The 23,373-nt window shown below is 45.8% G+C and carries 26 protein-coding genes and 3 tRNA genes; 6 read left to right on the forward strand and 23 right to left on the reverse strand.

Going from position 1 to position 23,373, the window contains the following annotated elements:
- Positions 1-6: 6 nt before the first annotated feature.
- The 4 genes from VK497_04070 to VK497_04085 are packed head-to-tail and all read right to left on the reverse strand — an operon-like array spanning position 7 to position 2,549.
- Positions 7-369, reverse strand: coding sequence for a TIGR02611 family protein (locus tag VK497_04070; protein ID HMI09540.1), 363 nt, complete (start codon positions 367-369; stop codon positions 7-9).
- Between the two features lie 9 nt (positions 370-378).
- Positions 379-1,119: an ABC transporter permease gene (locus VK497_04075; GenBank protein ID HMI09541.1), complete on the reverse strand. Its 741-nt coding sequence runs from the start codon at positions 1,117-1,119 to the stop codon at positions 379-381.
- Positions 1,119-1,838: an ABC transporter ATP-binding protein gene (locus VK497_04080; protein ID HMI09542.1), complete on the reverse strand. Its 720-nt coding sequence runs from the start codon at positions 1,836-1,838 to the stop codon at positions 1,119-1,121. Before VK497_04080 ends, VK497_04075 begins: the two co-directional genes overlap by 1 nt.
- A gap of 12 nt (positions 1,839-1,850) precedes the next feature.
- Complete coding sequence (locus tag VK497_04085; GenBank protein HMI09543.1) at positions 1,851-2,549, reverse strand: histidine kinase N-terminal 7TM domain-containing protein; 699 nt, start codon at positions 2,547-2,549, stop codon at positions 1,851-1,853.
- Between the two features lie 222 nt (positions 2,550-2,771).
- Here VK497_04085 and VK497_04090 point away from each other — a divergent pair, with 222 nt between their 5' ends.
- Complete coding sequence (locus tag VK497_04090) at positions 2,772-3,035, forward strand: hypothetical protein (GenBank protein ID HMI09544.1); 264 nt, start codon at positions 2,772-2,774, stop codon at positions 3,033-3,035.
- On the opposite strand, the gene VK497_04095 is transcribed toward VK497_04090, so the two are convergent.
- The 10 genes from VK497_04095 to VK497_04140 all read right to left on the reverse strand — a co-directional run bounded on the left by VK497_04095 (position 3,032) and on the right by VK497_04140 (position 10,358).
- Positions 3,032-3,508 carry a methylated-DNA--[protein]-cysteine S-methyltransferase gene (locus VK497_04095; protein ID HMI09545.1) on the reverse strand — a complete coding sequence of 159 codons (477 nt, stop codon included), beginning with the start codon at positions 3,506-3,508 and terminating at the stop codon, positions 3,032-3,034. The two genes, VK497_04090 and VK497_04095, sit on opposite strands and share 4 nt — an antisense overlap.
- The gene (locus tag VK497_04100) at positions 3,509-3,754 is read right to left on the reverse strand and encodes a DUF1653 domain-containing protein (protein ID HMI09546.1); all 246 of its coding nucleotides are present in this window, start codon (positions 3,752-3,754) and stop codon (positions 3,509-3,511) included. It lies immediately after the preceding gene.
- Positions 3,754-4,377, reverse strand: coding sequence for a non-canonical purine NTP pyrophosphatase (locus VK497_04105; GenBank protein HMI09547.1), 624 nt, complete (start codon positions 4,375-4,377; stop codon positions 3,754-3,756). The genes VK497_04100 and VK497_04105 overlap by 1 nt, the downstream gene beginning before the upstream one ends.
- A complete protein-coding gene (gene ligA, locus VK497_04110) occupies positions 4,374-6,413 on the reverse strand; it encodes an NAD-dependent DNA ligase LigA (protein HMI09548.1) in 2,040 nt (679 codons plus the stop codon). The genes VK497_04105 and ligA overlap by 4 nt, the downstream gene beginning before the upstream one ends.
- The gene (locus VK497_04115) at positions 6,391-7,500 is read right to left on the reverse strand and encodes a hypothetical protein (GenBank protein ID HMI09549.1); all 1,110 of its coding nucleotides are present in this window, start codon (positions 7,498-7,500) and stop codon (positions 6,391-6,393) included. The genes ligA and VK497_04115 overlap by 23 nt, the downstream gene beginning before the upstream one ends.
- Positions 7,501-7,541: 41 nt before the next feature.
- Positions 7,542-8,420 (reverse strand): M48 family metalloprotease, encoded by an 879-nt coding sequence (locus tag VK497_04120; protein HMI09550.1) that lies wholly within the window; start codon positions 8,418-8,420, stop codon positions 7,542-7,544.
- Positions 8,421-8,460: 40 nt separating this feature from the next.
- A complete protein-coding gene (locus VK497_04125; GenBank protein ID HMI09551.1) occupies positions 8,461-9,024 on the reverse strand; it encodes a LemA family protein in 564 nt (187 codons plus the stop codon).
- 127 nt (positions 9,025-9,151) lie between these two features.
- Positions 9,152-10,075, reverse strand: a complete 924-nt coding sequence (locus VK497_04130; protein ID HMI09552.1) for a hypothetical protein — start codon at positions 10,073-10,075, stop codon at positions 9,152-9,154.
- A 108-nt stretch (positions 10,076-10,183) separates the two neighbouring features.
- Positions 10,184-10,271 (reverse strand) — tRNA-Leu (locus VK497_04135).
- Positions 10,272-10,284: 13 nt separating this feature from the next.
- Positions 10,285-10,358, reverse strand: a tRNA-Cys gene (locus VK497_04140).
- A 111-nt stretch (positions 10,359-10,469) separates the two neighbouring features.
- On the opposite strand from VK497_04140, the gene VK497_04145 reads away from it, so the two are divergent.
- Positions 10,470-10,805 carry a hypothetical protein gene (locus tag VK497_04145; GenBank protein ID HMI09553.1) on the forward strand — a complete coding sequence of 112 codons (336 nt, stop codon included), beginning with the start codon at positions 10,470-10,472 and terminating at the stop codon, positions 10,803-10,805.
- Positions 10,806-10,842: 37 nt separating this feature from the next.
- Here the strand turns inward: VK497_04145 and VK497_04150 are convergent.
- From VK497_04150 to VK497_04180, 7 genes are all read right to left on the reverse strand, one after another.
- Positions 10,843-10,929 (reverse strand) — tRNA-Leu (locus VK497_04150).
- A gap of 34 nt (positions 10,930-10,963) precedes the next feature.
- Positions 10,964-12,757 (reverse strand): peptide ABC transporter substrate-binding protein, encoded by a 1,794-nt coding sequence (locus VK497_04155; GenBank protein ID HMI09554.1) that lies wholly within the window; start codon positions 12,755-12,757, stop codon positions 10,964-10,966.
- Positions 12,758-12,771: 14 nt separating this feature from the next.
- Positions 12,772-13,008, reverse strand: coding sequence for a preprotein translocase subunit SecG (secG, locus tag VK497_04160; protein ID HMI09555.1), 237 nt, complete (start codon positions 13,006-13,008; stop codon positions 12,772-12,774).
- Positions 13,008-13,400 carry a phage holin family protein gene (locus VK497_04165; protein HMI09556.1) on the reverse strand — a complete coding sequence of 131 codons (393 nt, stop codon included), beginning with the start codon at positions 13,398-13,400 and terminating at the stop codon, positions 13,008-13,010. Before VK497_04165 ends, secG begins: the two co-directional genes overlap by 1 nt.
- 25 nt (positions 13,401-13,425) lie before the next feature.
- The gene (locus tag VK497_04170) at positions 13,426-14,634 is read right to left on the reverse strand and encodes a Xaa-Pro aminopeptidase (protein ID HMI09557.1); all 1,209 of its coding nucleotides are present in this window, start codon (positions 14,632-14,634) and stop codon (positions 13,426-13,428) included.
- A 14-nt stretch (positions 14,635-14,648) separates the two neighbouring features.
- On the reverse strand, positions 14,649-15,008 hold the full coding sequence (locus VK497_04175) for a prepilin-type N-terminal cleavage/methylation domain-containing protein (protein HMI09558.1): 360 nt from the start codon (positions 15,006-15,008) through the stop codon (positions 14,649-14,651).
- A 30-nt stretch (positions 15,009-15,038) separates the two neighbouring features.
- Entirely contained in the window at positions 15,039-16,595 is a 1,557-nt protein-coding gene (locus VK497_04180) for an excinuclease ABC subunit UvrC (protein ID HMI09559.1), read from the reverse strand.
- A gap of 57 nt (positions 16,596-16,652) precedes the next feature.
- Between VK497_04180 and VK497_04185 the strand changes: the two genes are divergently transcribed.
- The 4 genes from VK497_04185 to VK497_04200 all read left to right on the forward strand — a co-directional run bounded on the left by VK497_04185 (position 16,653) and on the right by VK497_04200 (position 21,719).
- A complete protein-coding gene (locus VK497_04185; GenBank protein ID HMI09560.1) occupies positions 16,653-17,198 on the forward strand; it encodes a hypothetical protein in 546 nt (181 codons plus the stop codon).
- 126 nt (positions 17,199-17,324) lie between these two features.
- The gene (locus VK497_04190; protein ID HMI09561.1) at positions 17,325-19,160 is read left to right on the forward strand and encodes a hypothetical protein; all 1,836 of its coding nucleotides are present in this window, start codon (positions 17,325-17,327) and stop codon (positions 19,158-19,160) included.
- A gap of 56 nt (positions 19,161-19,216) precedes the next feature.
- Entirely contained in the window at positions 19,217-20,110 is an 894-nt protein-coding gene (locus tag VK497_04195) for an ABC transporter ATP-binding protein (GenBank protein HMI09562.1), read from the forward strand.
- On the forward strand, positions 20,100-21,719 hold the full coding sequence (locus VK497_04200; protein HMI09563.1) for a hypothetical protein: 1,620 nt from the start codon (positions 20,100-20,102) through the stop codon (positions 21,717-21,719). The genes VK497_04195 and VK497_04200 overlap by 11 nt, the downstream gene beginning before the upstream one ends.
- 3 nt (positions 21,720-21,722) lie before the next feature.
- Here the strand turns inward: VK497_04200 and VK497_04205 are convergent, their stop codons facing one another.
- On the reverse strand, positions 21,723-22,388 hold the full coding sequence (locus tag VK497_04205) for a DUF5668 domain-containing protein (protein ID HMI09564.1): 666 nt from the start codon (positions 22,386-22,388) through the stop codon (positions 21,723-21,725).
- A 36-nt stretch (positions 22,389-22,424) separates the two neighbouring features.
- Positions 22,425-23,333 (reverse strand): rhodanese-related sulfurtransferase, encoded by a 909-nt coding sequence (locus VK497_04210; protein ID HMI09565.1) that lies wholly within the window; start codon positions 23,331-23,333, stop codon positions 22,425-22,427.
- Between the last annotated feature and the right edge of the window lie 40 nt (positions 23,334-23,373).

Below are 23,373 nucleotides of genomic sequence, written 5' to 3' on the forward strand. Positions count from 1 at the left end.
CCGATCTTAAAAGAACGGAAGAGGTGAAAACACCCACGGCGCGTCAATATGAAACACTGTCGCGAGAATTCCAAATACATTCAACAGCCACGTCGTAGTAATAACGATTAGCCCCGTAAATAGCAGCACGGCCAGACGTAGAAACATCGGTTGTCTTTTAAGCCAGGCTTGCCACTTATCGTATTCGCCTTTTGCCCTATCTAAAATTCGCTGTGCCCATTCAAATTCGGTCGCAAGGATAGCGAGCCCTGCAAACACAATCAGCCAGCCAGGGCCTGGATACGGAATTGCGACGATACCGATCACTACCACGATTCCACCGGCAATACCGATAAAAGTTCGTTTCAGGTGTCGGGTTGCTTTCTGCATGCTCTTATCTTACTTGGTTTTTCGTTTAAGCGTTAGGCCGCCAGCTAAAATTGCACCGGCCATAAATCCAATCACGATCCACAAATCACGCCACATATCGCCGGTAATATCCGCGTTTTTAACAACTGCTGTCAGCGCGTCAATCACATACGTTAACGGCAAGAAATACGCGATTGTTTCAAGCAAATCAGGCATATTTGCCAGCGGAACGAATAGGCCACCGATTAGTAATTGTGGCAATACGAACGCCGGCATGAACTGGACTGCTTGAAATTCACTTTTGGCAAATGCGCTTACGAATAAACCAAGTGCCGTGCCTAGCAGTGCGTCGGCAAGCGCGACCACGATCAAGAACCAGTCCGGACCCATAATTTCTAAGTTGAATACGTACAGGAGCAACGTACTGGCAAGAAGTGCTTGGATAATAGCTAGGACTCCAAATGCTATCATGTACCCGATAATGAAGTCGAATTTACCAAGCGGCGTCGTCATAAGGCGTTCCATGGTACCTGTCACGCGTTCACGAAGTGTCGTAATCGAAGTGATGATAAACATAATAATGAACGGGAAGACACCCAGCAGTGCAGGCGCAAAATGATTAAACGTGTCAATCGTATCCGTAAACATCCAGCGAAGAAGGGCAAGAAGCAAACAAGGAACCAGAAAGATCAAAGCGATCGTACGCGGATCATGTGATAGCTGTTGAAGAATCCGAGCGGCAGTCGCGAATGTCGTTTTTACGTGATACATTACTTTCCACTCCCAGCTATCGCCTTGATAAACGCCGCCTCGACCGAATTTGTTCCAGTCGTTTTCAGAAGCTGCTCTTTACTGTCCGACCACAAAAGCTTGCCCTCGCGCATAAGAAGCAGCTGGTCGCAGCGTTCGGCCTCATCCATAACATGGCTTGAAACAAGCAGGGTTTTACCTTGTTTCGCTAGTTCCGCGAAAAGCTGCCATAATTCCCTTCGCAAAATAGGATCGAGCCCAACGGTTGGCTCATCCATAACCAGTACGTCTGGGTTGCCCAAAAGAGCAATCGCAAGTGAAACGCGGGCACGCTCACCTCCTGATAATGTTTCGACAAGCTGCCCTTTTTTACTTTCAAGATGTACGGCATTCATAACTTCGTCAATTTGTGATTTTTTCGCTTTTGCAAGCGTGGCAAAATAACGCAGGTTTTGTCCAACCGTCAGATCAGTATATACGGCTGGACTTTGCGTAACATAGCCAATGCGAGGACGGAGTGTTTTACTTCCTGCTGGCTGTCCAAAAACCGTAAGGTTTCCACTTGAGAGTTTTTGCACCCCGACGATCGATCGCATGAGTGTCGTCTTGCCAGATCCGCTAGGCCCAATAAGTCCCGTGAGCCTACCTGCATGAACGGTAAAATTAAGATTAGCCAAAATAGCGCGGCCAGCTTTTTCAACGATTACGCTACTACCGACAAGACTTGGGTTTTGTTCCATATCTTTATAGTACTACTTTTGGTGTGCACGCGGTACGACAACTAGCGTAAGTACGATCGCTAGAATCACTGCAAACCCACACATAATCGAAGGAATACCGGCGATCGTAGACGGATCAATAATAGTTGCAGCCGTCGTAGGAACAATGAATGCAAGATACCCGATAGCAAGCGCACGGAGTGCTTGTTTTTTAGACTTAGACTTCACTGTCATACTTGCTTTCCATGAGTACACTACGCTAAGCGCTAAGAAGCCGTAATAGTATGCAGCATACAATTTGACTGCCCACGGAGCTATCGAAAAGATAACATAGTTACCAAGACATTCCTGACCTGTCATACCATGGCCAGAGAATAAGAAGAAGCATGCGAATGCGATCCCTGTAGCGTACGCCAGACCGACAAGAAGCGGCTGTTTTTGACCAGCCAAACGCGTCGCTAAATGAAGTCCTAGCGGTGGTAGAAACGTAATCGCTACGTAGCCAATACGCGCCCAGGTTAGGCTGTCGACTCCCCAGGCGGTTTCACAGACGTTATATTCTGCAAGTTGAAAAAGTGCCAGTCCTAAAAGAATCAGAACCGCTAAACGCGAAATAGGTGTCAGCTTATAACGCCCTATGACGTATAGCGCAAAGACGACTTCAATAATAAACGTCGCCAACATAATTGGAGGTGAGAAGCAGTAGAGTCTGTCGGTTTTAAGTACACGCACTTTCTCAACTATACCATAAGCATAAAATGCACCGCGTATTTTCGAAGGATCATGCTCATTCTGCTATCATAAAAGAATGAAAAGCTCGCTCGAACATCCCGCGCTCAATCTAAAAAACGACAAACCCCTAGTTTATACCGCGATGTCAAAACATCTGTTCTACTATCGGATGTTTATTTCCGTATTCGTCCTAGACATGGTGGTGTTCCGTTAAACCCTTTTATGGTTTTTGACTTCTTTTTACTAGATGCGGTTGATCGCGATCTTGTGCGTGAAGGAAATAATAACCTCGTAAAACGATGTGATGAGATTTGGGTATTTGGTGCAGTCAGTAATGGCGTGTTGGCTGAAATTCAAATTGCAAAAGAACAAGATAAACCCGTCCGTTATTTCGCGATAGAAAAGCGACATAAAATCGTTGGGACAACTAAAGATAAAGTCAAGATGGAAGACGAAGTGGCTTCTATGAAAGATCTCCTAGCCTAGTTGCCAGCTTCAAGTTCAAGAAGATATTTTTTACTTTCAACTCCGCCCGCATAGCCGCTAATGCCGCCACTGGTCGTACTAACCCGCTGACACGGCACAATGATACAAAGCGGATTACTACCAACCGCCGTACCGACGGCCCGAACTGCTTTTGGCCGTCCCACTTTTTCAGCAACCTCCTTATAGCTTAGCCTCTGATTATAAGGAATTTCCGAAATCACCTTCCAGACAAGGTTTTGAAATTCCGTACCGCTCCTTTTCGTTTTTACATCGAAAGTTTTACGAGTTCCTGCAAAATATTCGTTTATCTGACGAGTAACACTTTCAAATTTAGAAGAATCTCTAACCCAATCAGCGCCTGGTTCTGGAACTTTTTTGTACGCTTTCCAGTAAACACCCGTGATATTCTCGCCATCACCCGTCAGTAATAATTCGCCTGTAGGCACGACTGATTCCGTATAGTATACCGGCATCTAGTCCTCGACTTTCTTAAATCGTGGTATCTTTTTACCATCAGCCTCCACATCTTCAATAAACATGTTGTATGGCCGCACCCACACTTCAGGCTTACCCGTGTCATTATAGAGGCGTCTGTAAACAACAAACCATTCTAAGGTTTCACTATTACAGGCAAGATCAATAACCTCATATGGATCGCCTTTGTAGTGTCTGTATTTACCTCGTATCAATTCTGGCTTGGAAGTAAACTGATCACGCATTAAACTTCTTTTTTCAGTATTTCAAATAACTTTTTAAATGCTGTTTCGCGGTGAGGTAACACGCGCTCATCGGGTGAGAATTCTTCAAATTTCCAAAGAGGCATCTCGGGTTGGCCATCAGCAATAAACAACCTTCGAAAGGGCACTCCCTCTCGTCTTGTTGCCTCGGGCAAGGGTTTTTCGAGTATCCGGCCCGGCAATTCACCAGTTACAATACGTATGTCGCTACCATTAATCGAATACGCTACCGCGCTTTTGAACCGTGCTGTTCTTTTTTCTTTCGCAATGCCATACAGGCGTCCGAGAGCGTAGCCAAATACTTCATCATCAGACATTTTATACCCTAGCCAGCGCCGTGTGTGGATACCTGGTTCACCGCCAAGTGCGTCAATTTCAATTCCGGTATCATCACCAATAATAATGAGGTTTTTTGCTGCTGGCTGATCAAGATATGCTTCGACTTTTAAGCGCGCGTTGGTTTCATAGTCATTACCCGTCTCTTCTACGTCTACGGGTGTGAGGCCCGCTTCTGACGGGCTAAGGATTTCCATGCCAAAATTTGAAGCGAAATTTCGAACTTCATTTATTTTTCCAGGGTTTTCCGTTGCAAAAACTATTTTCATTTTTCACCTATCACTTTCAAGAATTCTTCTTCGTTTATTACTTTCGTGCCGTAACCCTCAGCTTTTTTGAGTTTGCTTGCTCCTACGTTTGCTCCCGCGACAAGATAATGCGTATCCTTAGCAACGCTTGTCTGGAATGTTCCCCCAAGAGCACGGATTCTATCAGCTGCAACGTCACGGCCCATCGATTCAAGCGTTCCGGTTACTACGAAATTCTGCCCGACCAGTTTACCTGTTTTTTGTTCATAATGCGGTTGAACGCCTAGTTTTTTAAATTTCTTAAGAAGTTGGATATTATCCTCATCGGCGAACCACGCGGCAACACTCTCGGCTACTACTTCGCCTACTCCTTCGACGTCTTTTAGATCATCGATCGTCGCATGTTGGATGTTGTCAAGCGACCCGAAGCGATTTACGAGATCAATTGCCGTCTGCGTCCCGACATGACGAATCCCCAGGCCATATACGAACCGCTCTAACGGCGGCGTCTTTTTAGCAGTGATCGCATCCGCTAATTTCCGGGCGGAAATTTCAGCGAAACGGTCAAGCTCGAGTAGTTGTTCTTTTGTGATCGTATAAATATCCGCTAGATCATGTACGAGTCCCGCATCAACAAGAGCAACAACGTTTTTTTCACCCATGCCATCAATATCAAGTGCTCCTTTAGAAGCAAAGTGTTGCAAGGCCCGTTTCAGCAGTAGCGGGCCACTTGCCCCTTTCACCCGGTATACCGCTTCGCCTTCTGGCCGAATAAATTCTAGTTCAGGATACTGACGATATAGTTCGGCTGGATAATCAAAGGGTTTCGTATGCTTAGGCCTAAGTTCTAAAAGTACCGATTCGACCTGAGGAATAATATCCCCGGCCTTGAAAATAACAACCGTATCGCCAACACGAATGTCTTTTCTGGCAATTTCGTCGGCGTTATGTAGGCTGGCGTGCTGAACGGTCGTACCTGCAATCTGAACAGGATTAAAGACCGCCACGGGTGTTGCAGCACCCGTACGTCCAATACTAATCACGATGTCACGCACGATTGTCGTGGCTTGTTCGGCAGCATATTTATATGCCACGGCTCCGCGCGGACTTTTACCAACGGTTCCAAGCTCGGCAAATTGCGCACGATCATTTACTTTAATAACTGCTCCATCGGTATTAAACGGTAAGTCATGCCGTTTCTGATCCACTTCATCAATAAAATGCATCAGTTTATCAATATCCGTGAAGGTACGCGATTGATGGCTTGTCATTACGCCAAGCTCACTCATCATTTCATATGACTGCTCATTTGTTTTTACTTCGCCCGCGTTATCACGCAAAAGATCATATCCGACGAATTGCAGCGGACGCTCCGCGACAAGTTTTGGATCAAGTTGACGAATTGTACCTGCGGCTAAATTACGGGGATTTTTAAACTCGGGAAGATCTTGTTTTTTACGGGCAACGTTCAATCTATCGAAATCTTTTTTGAACATGACAATCTCGCCGCGAATTTCCGTACGACCCTTTAAAAGATACGGGAACTCTTTGCTTTCACGCAGCCTGAGAGGGACGTTGTTAATAGTGCGGACATTCATCGTGACGTCCTCACCTATACGGCTGTCTCCCCTAGTGACGGCAGTCGTCAGTATTCCGTCCTGATAAATCAAAGAACAAGCCAATCCGTCCATTTTGATATCACAGAAAAATTCATGCTTGCTGCCAGGCAGTAATTTATCCATTCGCACAACCCACGCCTCGACTTCTTTACGGTTAAAGACATCGTTCAGGCTAATCATTGGCACTTTATGGGTCACCTTGACGAATTTATCCAGGGCCACGCCGGCAACGCGCTGTGACGGGCTATCAGCCGTGATTAGTTCCGGATAAAGCTCTTCCAGTTCGGTTAGTTCGTGCTTTAGACTATCAGCTGCCGCTTCACTCATCGTTGAATCATTCAAGACATGGTAGTGATAACGATAATCGTTAATGAGCTGGCGTAGCTTCTCTATACGTTCACGCGCCTGTGATTTGCTAAGCTGGGGCTGCGTCATCATCAACGACCTTCCGATACAGCAAATACACATAGCTAGCCATCCAGACAACCGATAGTGAACTCATAATGAGTAACGAAAGAGGCACGATTGGCATCCAGGAAATAGCCGGCACGACTGTTTTGATCCATCCGTCCAACAGGATGATCGGTATCATTACAACCATCCATACGGAGCCGACAAAGATTACGCCCCATAGAAGTCGTAGTAAAATCCTAATGCGTCTTCCGATTACAAGATCACCTGCGATCCGCAGCGCTTTTACCGGATACATTCCTGGTAATGTCACCACGACTAGCGCCATAAACGTACTTGTCATCCAATAGAGTGAAAGTGCAATCAGCAGTAAGGCAAAGGCCCAGAATACCATTGACTCAACGCCCCCTTCCAAAAGACCCGTATTCAACGCGGCAGCAAGTGCGATAACAACGACGGCCACGGGCAATAGCTGAAGGACAGTCACTAAACTAACTAAGAACGTAGGAATAATAGGCGAACCAGAGCTATACACACCATCGCGCAATCTTGGCTTTTGCCCAGCAAGAATCGCACGTAAAAGCCAGACAGTCGTTAACCACGTAAAAAGAAGTGCAAGAATTGTTAAGACAATCTGCTGGATACCCATGTTGGTAGCCTGCGCGGAATTAAGGCCTCCCGTGACGCTTGCCGCCAAAAGTAAGCCAGCCTTTGTCAGCCCGTCTAAACTACCCGATAGCAGCTCCTTATTATCCGTTTCGAGTGATGAACTTAGCTGTAAATACGTCTGCTGGGATGCAAGGCCAACGAACAATGCGCTAAGGATACCGTAAATAATAACGATACCAATAAATAATTTTTTCTGTGAGCCAAGGGTCTTTAGCACGTAATACGTGAACGAAAAATATCCTGGCATCTTCAATGGCCGTACATAGTCGCGACGCCTAGTTCGCCTAAAACTCCGGTGCGGTCTGCGCGCAAGAAAATCCTGCGTACGAAACTTAAGTTTTGCAAACGTTGTCTTGAATGTCGAGCCTGCACTACGAGGTTGAATTTTCTTCGTTTCCGTAACTACTTTTTCTTTTTTATTTTTTGGGGTAGTTTTACGTTTCACGGTTTCAGTTTTTTTAGCAGCAGGCATAATGTAGAATCTCGTTAAAATTTATTGGCGTTATTACGGAGGCGGGCAATACGCATTTCAAGCGGCGGATGCGTGCTAAATAAGTTATTGAAAAAACCTTTCTTGAGCGGATTATTGAAAAAGAGATGTGCCGTAGCGCCATGCTGTTGTTTCATTGGTTGCCCGTACTGCTGTAATTTCCCGAGAGCGCTTGCTAGGCCCTCTGAGTCACGGGTTGTCATAACTCCGCTGGCGTCAGCGAGATATTCACGCTGCCTGCTTACGGCCATCTGAATAATCGCCGCAATGATAGGGGCGAGAATAATAAGGACCACTCCGACTATCAGAACAATAGGACTTGTATTGTTTTCTCGCCTGTCACCTCCGAAAAAGAACATCCTCATCGCGATATCGGATAAAAGCGCGATAGCGCTCACAAGGCCAAAAGCAATCATGCTTACGCGGATATCGTAGTTGCGTACGTGACCAAGCTCGTGTGCCATGACCGCTTCTAGTTCGCGGTCATTCATGATATCCATAATGCCAGTGGTTGCCGCGACAATTGCGTGTTTCGGATCGCGGCCAGTCGCAAAGGCGTTAGGGGCCGGATCATCAATCATGTAGACCTTTGGCGTAGGAATACCCGTGGTAATTGCCAGGTTTTCAACAATTCGGTACAATCTTGGATTATCCTTTTTTTGAATCTCTTTCGCGCCAGTCATCGCTATGGCTAGTTTGCTTGCGGCATAATACTGGATTAAAGCATATACGAATGAAACACCTATTACCCAATAGGTAATATTAGCGTCTCCATAGTACATGCTAACGAGCCAGCCAATTGCACCGATAATGCCAACAAACGCTGCCATGATGAACAGCGTGTTACGTTTGTTGGCGGCGATGGCACTATACATTTAAGTAAAACTCCTATGAATCAACGTCTGGTAGAATAAATTAGAATTTGACGTCAACAGGTTTGTCGACCGTTGCCATGTCTTCGACTTCAAAGAATTCACGTTCTTTAAAACCAAGCATTCCAGCGAAAACATTGTTTGGGAAAACCTGTATCTTAGTATTTAGATCACGAACCCCACCGTTATAAAAGCGGCGTGATGCTTGGATTTTGTCTTCGGTGTCGACTAGTTCTTGTTGTAGCTGCAAGAAGTTCTGGTTAGCTTTTAGGTCCGGGTACGCTTCGGCAACCGCAAACAAGCTTTTTAGCGCTCCTTCGAACATGTTTTCAGCTTCAGCTGTTTCTTTAACGCCCTTAGCATTTAATGCGTTCGCTCGCGCCTCGGTGACTTTTTCAAATACGCCAGATTCGTGCGCCGCATAGCCCTTCACGCTGTTAACAAGATTCGGGATCAGATCAAGACGTCGCTTAAGCTGAACGGTAATGTCACTCCATGCCTCATCAACACGTATTTTTAGTGTTACAAGTCCGTTATATGTTGCCCATAGGAATATCCCAAGCACCACAATAACCCCTATAACGATCCACAGCCATAAAAATTCCATTCTTATAATCCCCTTATAGTCTCAAGTAATATGTGCCTTCATTATAGCATTTTTATAAGAAAAATTCGATAGGCCGTATTTGTTATTTCGCTTACACCCGGGGGACACCGTACTCGTTTAGCAAACTCTATATGCCCTGTCTTTCAAGCCTATAAACCTGATCAGGAATAGCAACCCGGTCATTTCTGATACGCTGAATGAAGATCAACGAATCAAGCAAGGGTGCTTCGCTTATTTCAAAACGCCCATCGGTCAACTCGGCAATCTCTTTCCAGTGTTTTTCGCCAAACATTTCACGCACCTGGCGGATGGTCATATAATCCGAATCAAAATATAGGTATGGCCGCGGTTGCACCTCGCAAAATAACTGCCAGTTTGAAGCTTTATAGCTTGATCCATGAAAAGCAAGGTTCTGGTCTACGGCCGTCGTGAGCAACTCTACTTGGGGATGGTTTTGGCGCAGATCAAGACGCACTCTGGAAAGGAGGGCGGAGATGCTATTTTTTGGGGCCTGATCAAATACATACACCCTGGAAATATCCATAACGGCGGCTTGTGGCACGCCTACCCTCTGTAAGATAATCTGCGCAAGGTTTTCCCACTGAAGCGGAGAAACGGTACATGCCGCTAGCGGCAACCCGGTCTTGGGGTGAAACAATGCATAAGCCATAGAGTCTTGCCGATACGACCTCAGGTAATGCAGGTGGCCGAATATAGCCTCAGCCGTATCTGAATCCAACGGACCAAACACTAACTCGGACACGCGATCAATGCCTGTTGGCCAATCACCGCCATCTGACTCAAACTCACGCATGTCTTCTCGCAACTTTATGGCCATGCTATGGACTTCTTCCTTTAAGCCCACTAGCGATATGCTATCGTCAGCTTTAGCAATTCTCGGTATCTGCATCAATGAAAGTACTGTTAGCGCACGTCCTGGCACTTTCACATCATGAGCAATCTGATCTATGATTCCAGCAAAAACATCGTCAAGAGATCTGCATGCAGATATAGTCGTCGTAGATGAACTTAACTGCTTCGTTAATGTCATGCGTACACTTTCATCATCGTATTTTACGGATAAACCAGAAATATAAACAAACTAACCATCTTGGGCTTACCGCTCAAAACTTCAAAACATAATTCCAAATAAAACACTTGGTGCGCAGAGCGGGACTTGAACCCGCACGACCGTAATGGCCAAGAGATTTTAAGTCTCTCGTGTCTACCAATTCCACCATCCGCGCTTAATTTTTAAATTGGAGGCACGTATGGGAGTCGAACCCATTTAAAAGCTTTTGCAGAGCTCCACGTAACCGTTCCGTCAACGCGCCGTCTAGGATATTATACCAAACAATGCAAGGAAAGTAGGCAACCCTTCTAAAAGTTAGTCTTTTTATTATTAATTGACATCCAAAGAATAAAAGAGTTTACTAAAAATATCTATGAACGAACAATTATCTCGGCAGACAAACACGAGTGAATCGCTAGACAATGTGTACGGCGAGTACGTAACGCGTCCTCGTGAACTAACTGCAAGCAGCATAGGAGCCGAAGCCGTCTCGATATTTATTTCTAATCTCGATGCTACTTTGAACAGCCAAGTTGTCATGAGCGCAAACTCCAAAAAAAAGACAGCGCTTGAAAAACTAGGCCAAGACAGAGATGGCCATACGCTCGCACCCATACCTCAACCTACTGGCGACGCGGCAAGAGCACATGCCGTACGTCAGCCTAGAAAAATAGCACCTCCAGGTCAAAGGAATCCTCAAAAATCTTAGTCCAAATAAAAATGAGACGTATAGTCTCATTTTTATTTGGTGCGCGAAAGAGGACTTGAACCTCCACGCCCCGAAGGGCACCAGCCCCTCAAGCTGACGCGTCTACCAATTCCGCCATTCGCGCATAAGGGATGTTAACCTGGACAATTATAGCGAAATTAAGGGGTTTTGTAAACTGATTTCTCGTTCACGCTCCAGTAAAGAATGTTGGCATAACGATCAGCTGCAGATACCAGTTTAGACGAATCATTTAATGATTGGACATGTTTGCTTGAAATATACTGCGCAACGGGCTGATATAGGCCGATTGCAGGAACATCCTTTAGCCATTCCCTTGCAAACGTTTTGTATTTTGCGTTTCGAAGTTCAGAAGACAGGCTCGACCTCGCACTTGCAAGTGCCGTATCTGCCGTCTTGTTGTCGTAGTTTGAAAAATTATATCCTGAAGTACCTGTTTGTGAAGAGTGCCAATACGCATATACATCCGGGTCTGCGCCGATAAGAAGTTCGTAAAGCAGCACGTCGTAGCTGCGATTTTGAAGCGTACTTTGAAAATTCTTTGATGAATCACTGGTATCTATCACTTCTGTCTCAACGGTAACGCCCAATTTTCGCCATTGACCCGACAAAACCTCAAGAACTTTTTCATATTCATCGTTTTTAGTCGTCGTTACTTTAAGTGATAGCTTTTGGCCATCCTTTTGACGTGTTCCATTTGTCAATTTCCATCCTGCCCCATCGAGTAACGCGGCTGCATTCTGTAGATTTGGAGGAGCTGCGTGAGGAACGTCTGACCCCGTCAGCTGACCATTGACAAACGGGAGATCTAGCGCCGGAACATTCCCAGGCAAGCTGCTACGAATGGCACGGGTATCCGTCGCTTGCTGTAAAGCCTGACGTACCACTGCGTCTTTCAAGACCGGGTTAGTGACATTGAATAACGCATAAACGCCGCTATTCACAGGGTGCGGCATAACTTGGTAATTATGTTTATCGACACGAGCAGCGTTAATTGCCGAAACGTCCGCCGCGGCACTTACCTCACCAGCCTTAAGCGCACGCATAATCGCATCTTGGCTGTCATACGCATGAACTTCAAAACGATTCAGTTTGGGCGCGCCTCCATAATAATTTTCCGAGGCAATCATATTCACTACTTTGTGCTCCGAACCTGATGTCTGTAATAGCCGGAAGCTAAACGGCCCGCTGCCTACAGGCGCTCGGCTAAACGTATTTTCACGTATGGCTCCGGCGGGAACATCTTTTAAAAGGTGTTGTGGCAAGACAGAAAAAGTTAAAGCGTATGGAAAAGCCACATACGTAGCGGGCAGCTGGAATACGACGGTTGTATCATTTAACGCATGTGCGTTTACTTCTTGCCAGTTAACCCGAAGGGGCGAACGGGTTTCAGGATTTTTAATAAGATTAACGGTAAACGCAACATCCTGTGCCGTTAGCTGTGTTCCATCATGCCACATTACATTTGGACGTAATTTAACCGTGTACGTCGTCCCTGTTGGATCAATTTGTATACTTTCGGCTAGATCTCCTCGTAAATGCCCTGTTTCATCATAGGAATAAAGCGAGGAAAACATCAGGTGGCTTGCTGCAATTTCAGCATTCGAAGCAGCGTATAAAGGGTTGAGGGTGTCTATGGGGCCCAGAGAAGCTTCCGCGTATGTGCCACCTACATCCGCTGCTTTTACCATATAGCTTTGCTGAAACCACATCAGCTGTAAACCTACAGCCGCAACCATACAGCCAACCAAAACGAGCCAGCCAATAATTTGGCGGCGAACACTTCGAATATTGTCGAGCCTTTTGATAATAAACTTATGGGCATGACGTGTCGTCGCGCCCTCGGCTTTTTTCATGCGCTTCGACATTTTTTTACTATCAAAATTCAACTTTTGAAATTGTCGCCACCCACGTTCACGTTGTTCGTCTGCCACGCTGCGTATGCCCCCTATAGCTTAAAGGCTGGTAGTAGAAGTCCAACCAAAATTGAAAGGACAAAAACAACCGACATAACGATAGTTGCTTCGAATAAGTTCTTATCAAGACCGCGTCGTGTTGTATAAAGTTCGCCCGAACTACCAAATCCAGCACCTAAGCTTGCGCCACGTTGCTGTAATAAAATAGCAAGCAGCATTAAAATAGCCGATCCGATGGTCACAACTTGTAAAATGCTATCAATATTCATTATCTTTTCTCCTGCTGATGCGCGTACTGTAAATCTAATGCGCTGCTTACTATATAGTTTACCAGACTAAGGACTATTCCCGTAAGAACCGAGTTCCAGAACATCATATTCAGACCAGGGGCAAGTTTGATAGAAACGTACACCATAAGGCCATTGACGACAATAGTAAAAAGTCCGAGTGTCAAAAGAATTGCAGGTAACGATAAGATGATGACAATCGGCCGAAGAATACTGTTAATAACGGAGAAGATAAGTCCAGCGCCCAAAAATACCCAGGCGTTAGCGGTCAAATCCGCATCACTGTACCCAGTACCGAAAATACGGACAGCAATCCATAATCCAATTGAATTCAATATCCATCGGACGATAAATACAAAAAATTGTCGTTTCATAAGCTAATTCCACTATACGGATATTTTAAAGATCTGTCGAGAGTCGGGCAGTTAAATTAGTATGGCCTTTGCCTGTAACCAAAATATCGTCCTCGATCCGCACGCCAATTCCTTCTTCGGGAATATAAATGCCTGGTTCTACCGTGAGTACCATACCTGGACGAAGGTATTTTGGCTGCCCTAGACTGTCGTGTACGTCAATTCCCAGACCATGGCTCACGGCATGAGGAAAGTATTTCCGGTAATTCTTTTCGTCGTCGCGACTTTTCATGAGCGCTAAACTAAGTAAAGCATCCGTCATAATAGCGTCAACTTTTTGTTGGTACTCTTCAACTAAAAGGTCCGGCTTAATAAGTCGAATGATCTTTTGCTGAGCCGCTTGAACAGCTTGGTGTACTGCCATCTGCCGTTTTGTTGGTTCGCCAAGTGCATAGGTACGGGTAATATCAGCCGCATACCCTGACATCCTTGCTCCTATATCCAGCAGTAACAGACTACGTTTTTTAAGCCTGGAATTATTATCAATATAATGAAGCGTGCAGGCATTGCTGCCAAACGCAACTATTGGATCGTACGCATGCCCAGCGGCACCTTGTTTTTTGAATACGTAGCTAAATTCAGCTTCTACCTCATATTCGTACGTGAATTGATCCAAATTATTCCTGACGTTTTCGAACGCGCTGATAGTCAGATTAATAGCCTGCTTCATGGCCGCGATTTCTTCTGGCTGTTTGATCGCGCGTAGGCTCGCAAGCTCTTTACGACAGTCAGATACCGAATTAAATGTCCGCTCTAACAGTTCATGCAGTTTTTTAGCAGCGGGATTAAGCGTGAAATCCAAATATTCCGCATACGGCTGCTCTCCTATCGTATGAACGACACTGTGTTTTTTAGCAAGCGTACGCAACATCATGAGCGCGTCATCACGGGAAATGACTGCGTCAACCCCGCTCGCCTTAATGGCATCTTCGACCGACAGGCTTCCATCAAAAATTACCCTGCTGTCACTCAAAGACGGGGCGACAAGCCAACTTTTGCCTCTAGTTCCATCAATTATCACCCACCAGTCAGGAACTTCAATACCCGTAAGCCACCAAAAGTTCGCCTCTTGCTCGAATTTGAATGCCGTATCATTGCCACGTTGCATACCCGCATATGCCGAGGCGACAATCAATCCGCCTTTTAATTGACTCGCTATCGAATCTCGGTTAGCCTTGAAAAAATCAGTCGTCATAATACCAGTATAATCTAACAGATGCCTGCTTGAGGTTCTCTTCCCGTTGCAGCCGTATCTATATGATACTTTACCGTACTGTCAGCAGTACTTACCGCATCTACGCAATAATTTGCCGAATTCCCCGAATCATACGTTACGGTCACATTGTCGCTGGACGTAAAAGTTGACGGGATACTCGTTGGATAGCCGTTATTAAAATTACGCGCCGCTTCCATAGCGCCAGATAAACTCCTAAGATCACTTTTTACTTCAGTTTCAGCTGTCGATTTACGCCAGTTCCCTACGGAAACAATCACAACGGTGACGAGTATCGCGATCACCGAAATAATGACGATGATCTCGACAAGTGTAAAACCTTTGTTTTTATGCATAGTGCCCACGAGGCGACTATAGCATAGGCATTATGAGGATGGCAAATACTTCGAAAGCAGTTTCGCCTTGGCCGAACCTATTGCTTCGGATAACTGTTCGGGGGTTGCACTTTGAACCGCCCGCAAGCTTCCGAATGTACGAATAAGCTTTTTACGTGTCGCCGGTCCAATACCAGGAATTTCTTCTAGGCTACTCGCCGTTTGTTTTTGCCTTTTTAATACCGTGTGGTAACTAACGGCAAAGCGATGGGACTCGTCGCGAATGCGTTGGAATAATTTCGTTACATCATTATACGTAGAATATAACGGTGCGCCGCGCAGGTTTTTAGAATGCGACGAGGCATTCAACTGCCCGGCATGAAGGTTCACGATATAATATTCGCCAGACGGCATGACCGTAACTCCCGGAATAGGTTCTTTCATTAGTTCAGAGAGCTTCTTGTTATCAATGTTGGAGCGGCTTCCGTGAACTATCACTTCCTCTTCCCGTTTGGCTATGCTGATCGTAGGAATATTCAGCTGTCGTTCCTCGAGTGCTCGAAGTGCGGCATCAAGCTGGCCCTTTCCGCCGTCGATTAAAATGAGATCTGGCGTACCCCATGCTTTTATATTCTTTTCACTGGTTCGCCTTAGCAGCGTTTCGTACATATTATAGTAATCATCGTTTTGTTCGATACGCGTTTTAAATTTGCGATAATTCGCACGGTCGCTGACCCCGTTAGAAAATACCACCATACTGGCAACGACGTTCGTGCCACCCATGTGTGAAATATCGTATCCTTCTATGCGAGCGGGCGTTTTTTTGAGGCCCAAAAGATCACGTAGATCCGAAAGCGCTTTATCCTTGCTGATATTTAAGAATTCTTTGTCGCCAAACATAATACGACGCTGCAATTCACGCAGATTATTTATTTTATTGCGGAGGATAGCCGCGTTTTCAAAATCATGTAATTTGGCCGCGATATGCATTTCTTTTTCAAGTTCGCTTACAAGCGCTTTTCGTCCACCTTGAAAATAACGTATTAGACGGCGGAGGGATTCTTTATATTCACTGCTCGGTACATTAGGATGAGGGCTAAGCCCAATGTGCACGTCAAGGTCAGGCCGGGTATTTTCGTTTGGTACTTTCGTGTAGTACGGGAAAACTTTACGAAGATAGCGAAGCGCTTTTTTGACTGCGTAGCCGTTATAATACGGACCGAAATATTCTGCGCCATCGTCAGCTGGGTTGCGGGTAAATTCAACATGCGGCCATTCGCTTTTCATATCAATCCGCACAAACGTTTGAGATTTATCGTCGCGAAGCAAAATGTTATAGCGGGGCATATAGCGCTTGACCATTTCGCTTTCAAGAAATAACGCGTCGATTTCGCTTTCCGTCTCAGTCCAATCGGTATCATGAATTTCAGCTACCAGCGCGCGAGTTTTCACATCCATATCACGAGTATTTTGAAAATACTGTTTCACCCGATTCTTTAAAACAGCCGCCTTGCCAACATAAATGATCTCGCCGTCTGCCGATTTATGAAAATAAACACCCGGGCTTCGCGGGAGAGTTTTCAGCTTAGATTCGAGCTTCGCATTCATCACTTTAATTATACTCTATGTATTATGTTATCGTTGCCAAAAATAGAGTTATAGTATATGATTATATTCTGCAATCCCATCCAGAAAGTGAAGAGGGCGAGATTCGACATGCAATTTACCGACCATACCGTGGCCTTGGAGAAAAAGCTCGGGGACTGGAAAGAGGAGTACGAAGGGACACTCAAAGATTTGGGTGGCCCAGTCTGGGAGCATGTAGGCGAGAAGGGCTACCACCAGAATGCAAAATGGATCTTCTGTCTCCACGCGGAGACCTGGCTACAGGCGCTAGAGAGACTCGGTGACCTGCAGCTGCGGAAGCATGTCATCTACTTGATCTTGTCGTGTGCGAAAGACATCGCTCACCCCTACATCGATCAGGCATGGGATCTTCTAGATGCCACCTTCGGGGATCGTCACCCAGAGATTGACGGGTCGGAGACTGACGAGAAGGATATCCCGAAGCCCGACCTGAAGAAGCGGCTGCACGCCGAGCTGGTGATTACAGTGAGGAGCGATGTCGCCGACGGCAAGCCAGGTGCGGCGGAGTACGCCAACATGTGCAAGCAGGTCGGCGTAAGCCTCAGCGACAAGCCAACAGCCTGACGATGGAAATGCAGGACGACAGGGTGAGGCCGAAGGCCTCACCCTGTCGTCAGCGGAACACCTACACTCTAAACGAGTGTTTTATTTTTACCCTGATATTTTCAAGTCCAAGTTATAATAAACTAAGTGAAACCTTCCTCTTTTGAACGTCCTCCAAATAACCCTTATAGTTTAGATGCCGAGCCGACGGAAGAGCCTTTAGATACCCCCAAGAAAAAAGATGATAAAAAAGAGAAAGACAGTAAAGACAAACCTGATAAAAAACACGTTGACGAAGAGGAGCGAAAAAAAGAGAAAAAGCAAGAAGATGAGAAAAACAAAAAGGCTGCTCAAAAACCTGAAAAAGTAACGACGGAAGACGAAGAAGCGCTTGAGGAAAAGAAACAGAAACGACAATCACTAGTCGAACGCTCTTTCCGTTACAAAAAACGTTATGAGGAAATGCCAATTCCTCATAATCCTTGGGTAATTGCGCGTTTGATGGTTGCCGAACATATCTTGGCAATTCATGAACAAATTGAGCAACCTCCTGTTGACGCTTCGCCCCTGGACGAGCTTCGGCTGCTTGCAACTCTTGACTATATGGGCAGTATTGCCGATGCCCTGGAAAGTCCCGAGGCCGATTCACCATCCGAGATAAAAGAAACGTGCGAAACACTCATCCAGCTTGCTGAAGAGACGCTCCAGGAGGGCGACGAAAATATTGCCGACGTACTTATAGATACCAATACCGATTCAGCGCAAATGTCTAATGAAGATATCCTGAAAGCACCCGAACAGAACCTTTCTGCTAATAACGCACTCCCGGTTTCGGGCGCGGCACTTATAGCCGTCCTTATTCATGCCCGTCAGCAGACACACCAAGCCACCGTATTGTCCGGCCCTACTCCGTATGTCACTCCCTCATCACCCCATTCCTCAGGAGGCCGTGTTGATAGTAACAGCACCGCTGGTGGGCCAACAACGATGCACCCAGTACCCCGGGACGAACGACCGGCTGCCGCGTCTCCGCCTCATGTTTCTCGTAGAGATTCACCCCTTGTAGCGCCCGAGCGTCACTCGTCACCTTCAGAAACACCCCTAGATCCTATAATTCCACGCTCTAGAGCCGAGACTCATCCTACGAGTTCAAGACGATCCACCGAACCTCTTGCCGCTTTCGCCGTTGCGACTACTCTTGTCGCTCCTCGCGCCGATAGACACCCTGTCGTCAAAAATGAATACACTCCGCACTCGACGCCTCGAGCTCACAGCAATCTATATGAGTCCCCGGCAACCAGCCATACGCCAACTCGTTCTGTTCATTCACCCGAAACCTCTCATGCAAATACCAATCACCAGACTCATAATTCATTCGCGCCTACCTCTCAGGCAGCTCATTCAATACCGCATCCTGAAACAAGCAGTCAAGCTCACTCCCCCGACTTGCAACATACTAACGAGTCCGTTTCACATGCCTCTCACAAAATCGAACACCTCCCACTTGCTTCACTTCTCGCTATGGCAGAGACGGTATCCATTGGACACGGACAACGTCTTCGAAACGCCTATGAAAAAGGAGCAATCGACAAAGATGGACTGGTTAAAATCCTTAAGTCGCATTCTAAACACCACGACTTCATACAGGAGTACAAACAACAGGTCGTAAAGCGTCGTAATTTAATTCAATCCTCACCCGAATTTCTTAGTTCTTCCGTGCCCAAAAATGACGCTAGTACACGAACGGCAGACAACACGGTATCCGAGTCACCTGTCACACCGTATGATTTTCAGCCTGATAAAAATACGGGAGACTTTGCCCCTACTTCTGATTTGCCTCAGACTCAGAAACAACCCGCTTCTATTGATCCGTTTGATACTCCCGACGAAAAAATTGCCCATCCGGCGTGGCTTGTTCCAGTCCTGCTTGGCATCCTTATTATAGTTGTTGGCACCCTGTTGGCGTTTCTTATCTTGCAATAAATACTTGCAAACGACAAATAGAGTTCTACAATAGGATAAGAATAAGCGAGGGAACTATGGACACTATTATTGAAACTAAAGGTCTGACAAAACGCTACGCTGACAAAGCCGCACTCGACAATCTAGATATTACCGTCCATAAAGGCGAAGTCCTAGGGTATCTTGGCCCAAATGGCGCTGGTAAAACAACGACGATTCGCTTGCTTCTTGGGCTTATCAAGCCATCCGCAGGCCTGGCAACAATCGGTGGTCAGAGTGTGTGGCATAATCCGGCAGAGCTGCATAAAGATATCGCCTATGTACCTGGTGAAACAAGCTACTGGCCAAATATGACAGGTAAAGAGACTCTTCATTTCCTTGCTAATCTTCATGGCGTCATCGATCACGAATACCAGGAAGAACTCATTACAAAGTTCGATTTCGATCCAAATAAAAAAGTGCGCGCCTACTCAAAAGGAAACCGTCAAAAGATTGCACTTATCGCCGCCCTAGCGACACGCGCAGAACTGCTAATTTTCGACGAACCGACCAGTGGCCTCGACCCGGTCATGGCAAAAGTATTCCGCGATGAAGTGCGGACAGCCAAGGCAAACGGGCAAACGGTCTTTTTGTCATCGCACATGCTCGAAGAAGTCGAAGAACTATGCGACCGCGTGGCCGTCCTCCGTGATGGTAGGTTGGTCGAACTAGGAACACTCGAGGAGCTACGCCATCTTTCGGCTTTAACCGTTGAAGCAACATTCTCTAGTACTCCTCCAGATGTGACAAAAATTAAAAATGTCACCAACGTGGAAGTCCATGATAAATATTTACGCTGTAACGTGCATGGGGCAATCGACGAGTTGTTGCAGGTTCTCGCAAAAGCAAAACCCGTTACCTTACTCAGTCGCAAACCTTCCCTAGAAGAACTTTTTTTAGCGCTATATGATGGTGAAGAGCATGGGAACTAACCTTTCGCCTACTGCAGCCCTCCGTCGATTCGGCTTTTCTCGAACAATAAAGGGCGCGCTTATTTTAGGATTTATCATAGGTCTTTTCGTCACAGGACAAGGTCTTGGATACGCCGAGACATTTACGGACGAAAAGTCGCGCACCGACCTAGCCACCTCGCTTTCCGGAGCACCGGCTCTTGGAATTCTTTATGGAGAGCCTAAAGATATTCTGTCTACGGCGGGCTACATGGTATATCGCACAACGCCTATTATGGGGCTCATTACTGCGATATGGGGGCTCATGACCGTTACGAAGCTGCTTCGAGGCCAAGAAGAAGATGGGCGCATGGAAGCAATTGTCACTGGTAGTACGACAAACCGTCAAGCATCGTGGCATATATTCATGGGGTTCATTGGATCAATAGTACTCAGCTTCACTATTGCGGCACTCATCATTGTCGGTGTTGGTCGTATGCCGAATGTTGATGCGTCAGTCTATGCGTGCCTACTGATTACTGCCGCAATTTTTTTGCCTGGTCTTCTTTTTGCTGGAATTGGCGTTTTCGTCAGTCAATTTTCGGTTATGCGTCGCCGCGCCTTAATGTACGGTCTGATTCCACTGGCTATTCTGTTCGCGATGCGCGGTTTTGCAAATACCATAGAAGATTGGTACTGGCTGAAGCGGTTCACGCCATTTGGCTGGGCCGATAAAATTAGTCCTGTGAGCGATACGCAGCTTGTATGGATACTGCCATTTCTTCTTGTAATTCCTATTGTTGCAATTGGTATATACTTAGTCGGAAAGCGTGATCTGGGCGCAAGCCTCATCAAAGAATCCGAAACCGTGAAGTCGCATAATTTCTTACTCGGCTCTCCCCTGCAGATGGCCGTCCGACAACAAATAGGGATCTTCGCGATATGGGCAGTATCTGGCTTATTCGTTAGCTCACTTATCGCAGCGATTGCTAATATTGCCGCGAATGCTGTTGTTGACGCCCCCGAGATTAAGGATGTAATTGGAAAACTTGGTGGTTCCGTTGATGATATGGCACTCGCCTTTTTAGGTACGGGGATAATCCTTGTCGTTCTTTTACTCCTTCTTATGGTAACTGTTGGCATTACCGCAATTCGAAAAGACGAAGCAAAACAATACCTTGATAATCTTCTCGTGCAGCCAGTGATGCGAAGTAAATGGCTCGCGAGTAGAATAGGCGTCCTGGCTATCGCCTCAGTAGTCATTGCGCTCATCACCGAGTTAGCAACCTTTTTAATTGCCAACTCTTTAGGTATTCATGTTGATGCTGCTGATTTATTCCTGGTAAGCATCGCGCTGACCGGAACAGTCATCTTTACCCTGGGGCTAGGAACTCTCATGTACGGATTCTTGCCAAGATTTGCCGCTACTACGATGTATACCGTCATAGCTTGGTCATTTTTAGTGGATGTCATCCAGTCGATCGTGAAGCTAGATGATATCGTGCTTAAAAGTTCTCTTTTCCATTATATTTCCCCTTCGCTCACCGAAACACCTGACTGGGCGACATTCGCGTGGCTCGTAAGCTTGGGTATAGTCATGGCAATCGTAGGAATATTTGCTTTTACCCGTCGAGATATTATCGCAGAGTAAAAATTAGTTCTTGATTTCGACACCTGCCATAATGACATCGCCTGTCACATACAAAACAGGTGCTCCTTTTGAAGTTTCGGGGTTGGTTTTGTTCTCGATGCCTCCAAGTATACACGAAGCTTTTGTTTTAACGACGATATCTGACGGCACGATGAGTTCGACTCCGCCCCAGAATGCAAACACGTTCAATGTTGCCTGTTCTTTGATTTTAACCCCTCGAAGATCAATTTTAATACCGCCCATAATTGCCGTCGCTTGACCACCTAAGTAATTTTCAGAGTTATTCCTGTGATCAATTCCACCCAGGATAGCCGAGACATCATCACTTTTTTCTTTACTTACACGCTTCGCCGAGCCCGCCCGGTTAAAGATAATGGAAAGTCCAATGATTACAATGACCGCTGGCCAAAATAACTGAAATATATTAACCGTTACGATATCAAGTTCACGCAGCTGTAATGCGACGCCAACACCACTTATTAGTAGCGCCCATAAATAATTCTTAGTGTCATTAATAAACATTAAAATGCCCACGCCTATAATAATTGCCGGCCATCCATTTCTAGCAATTTCATCAAAGCCCGCTACGTCCAAATTAGCAAGTAAAAGAACGACTCCTATTACAATAATTCCAAGCCCTGCGGTAAAACGTGTAATTTGTGATTTCATGTCTTTATATTACTATAAATAGAATACTTACGGGAATCAAGCCGAAGCTGTCGCGCCAAGTTTTGCGTTTTGACGGCACTGTTCGGTATGAAAAAGAAGATCAGGGTTTTGCTTGCAGTTCTCACAGATAAGCACTAGGTCATTACAGTTTGCCCATGCGCAGTTTTCATAATTACTCGTCGAACCTTCACAGTGACTACAGACACCAATCGTCTTTGCGTGATCGCTAAATTCAACTTTCATACGATCGTCGAATACTCGTAAACTACCTTCCCATAGCCCATCATCCGCATAAGCTTCGCCATATTTCACAATACCACCGTCGATTTGATAGACTTCTTCAAAACCTCGGTTTTTCATCAGGCTGGAAAGAATTTCGCAGCGAATACCCCCCGTACAATACGTGACAATTGGTTTATCCTTAAGGTCGTCATACTTTCCACTTTCAAGTTCACGAATAAAATCGCGTGATGTGCGGGTATCAGGTACGACTGCATTTTTAAATTTGCCGATCGCTGCTTCGTGAGCGTTCCGTCCGTCAAAAAAGACGACATCATCACCACGTTCTTCAACAAGCCTGTTTACTTCTTTGGGCTTTAAATGCTTGCCGCCGCCGACAACGCCATGTTCATCGACTTTTAGTTCATCTGCCGCATCGAATGCGACGATCTCGTCGCGCACTTTTACGCTCATACGAGGAAAATCTTCACGACCACCTTCACTCCATTTAAAGGTTGTCCCTTTAAAACCGGGAAATTCTTTGGTCGCTTTGATGTACGCCTTAAGATCATCAATGTCGCCACCAACCGTACCATTAAGCCCATGTTTAGAAATGAGAATGCGTCCCTTAAGGTTTAAGCTACCTGCCAAAGTCTTTTGCCACAACTTTAAAGTAACCGGATCGGCAATTGGCGTAAATTTATAATAGAGCAAAATCTTTTGCATATAGAGATATTATACTATATAATTGTCGTTACTATGATTA

Source organism: Candidatus Saccharimonadales bacterium (assembly GCA_035317825.1).
Taxonomy (GTDB): domain Bacteria; phylum Patescibacteriota; class Saccharimonadia; order Saccharimonadales; family Saccharimonadaceae; genus DATHGB01.

Excerpts from the sequence above, each read along its gene's own strand:
- VK497_04200 (HMI09563.1), top strand. The coding sequence starts at position 20,100 with ATGGGAACTAACCTTTCGCCTACTGCAGCCCTCCGTCGATTCGGCTTT.
- VK497_04170 (HMI09557.1), bottom strand. The coding sequence starts at position 14,634 with ATGACGACTGATTTTTTCAAGGCTAACCGAGATTCGATAGCGAGTCAA.
- secG (HMI09555.1), bottom strand. The coding sequence starts at position 13,008 with ATGAATATTGATAGCATTTTACAAGTTGTGACCATCGGATCGGCTATT.
- VK497_04130 (HMI09552.1), bottom strand. The coding sequence starts at position 10,075 with ATGACATTAACGAAGCAGTTAAGTTCATCTACGACGACTATATCTGCA.
- VK497_04105 (HMI09547.1), bottom strand. The coding sequence starts at position 4,377 with ATGAAAATAGTTTTTGCAACGGAAAACCCTGGAAAAATAAATGAAGTT.
- VK497_04100 (HMI09546.1), bottom strand. The coding sequence starts at position 3,754 with ATGCGTGATCAGTTTACTTCCAAGCCAGAATTGATACGAGGTAAATAC.
- VK497_04205 (HMI09564.1), bottom strand. The coding sequence starts at position 22,388 with ATGAAATCACAAATTACACGTTTTACCGCAGGGCTTGGAATTATTGTA.
- ligA (HMI09548.1), bottom strand. The coding sequence starts at position 6,413 with ATGATGACGCAGCCCCAGCTTAGCAAATCACAGGCGCGTGAACGTATA.
- VK497_04210 (HMI09565.1), bottom strand. The coding sequence starts at position 23,333 with ATGCAAAAGATTTTGCTCTATTATAAATTTACGCCAATTGCCGATCCG.
- VK497_04125 (HMI09551.1), bottom strand. The coding sequence starts at position 9,024 with ATGGAATTTTTATGGCTGTGGATCGTTATAGGGGTTATTGTGGTGCTT.
- VK497_04145 (HMI09553.1), top strand. The coding sequence starts at position 10,470 with ATGAACGAACAATTATCTCGGCAGACAAACACGAGTGAATCGCTAGAC.
- VK497_04165 (HMI09556.1), bottom strand. The coding sequence starts at position 13,400 with ATGAAACGACAATTTTTTGTATTTATCGTCCGATGGATATTGAATTCA.
- VK497_04070 (HMI09540.1), bottom strand. The coding sequence starts at position 369 with ATGCAGAAAGCAACCCGACACCTGAAACGAACTTTTATCGGTATTGCC.
- VK497_04195 (HMI09562.1), top strand. The coding sequence starts at position 19,217 with ATGGACACTATTATTGAAACTAAAGGTCTGACAAAACGCTACGCTGAC.
- VK497_04080 (HMI09542.1), bottom strand. The coding sequence starts at position 1,838 with ATGGAACAAAACCCAAGTCTTGTCGGTAGTAGCGTAATCGTTGAAAAA.
- VK497_04090 (HMI09544.1), top strand. The coding sequence starts at position 2,772 with ATGGTTTTTGACTTCTTTTTACTAGATGCGGTTGATCGCGATCTTGTG.
- VK497_04095 (HMI09545.1), bottom strand. The coding sequence starts at position 3,508 with ATGCCGGTATACTATACGGAATCAGTCGTGCCTACAGGCGAATTATTA.
- VK497_04120 (HMI09550.1), bottom strand. The coding sequence starts at position 8,420 with ATGTATAGTGCCATCGCCGCCAACAAACGTAACACGCTGTTCATCATG.
- VK497_04180 (HMI09559.1), bottom strand. The coding sequence starts at position 16,595 with ATGAATGCGAAGCTCGAATCTAAGCTGAAAACTCTCCCGCGAAGCCCG.
- VK497_04075 (HMI09541.1), bottom strand. The coding sequence starts at position 1,119 with ATGTATCACGTAAAAACGACATTCGCGACTGCCGCTCGGATTCTTCAA.
- VK497_04185 (HMI09560.1), top strand. The coding sequence starts at position 16,653 with ATGATTATATTCTGCAATCCCATCCAGAAAGTGAAGAGGGCGAGATTC.
- VK497_04175 (HMI09558.1), bottom strand. The coding sequence starts at position 15,008 with ATGCATAAAAACAAAGGTTTTACACTTGTCGAGATCATCGTCATTATT.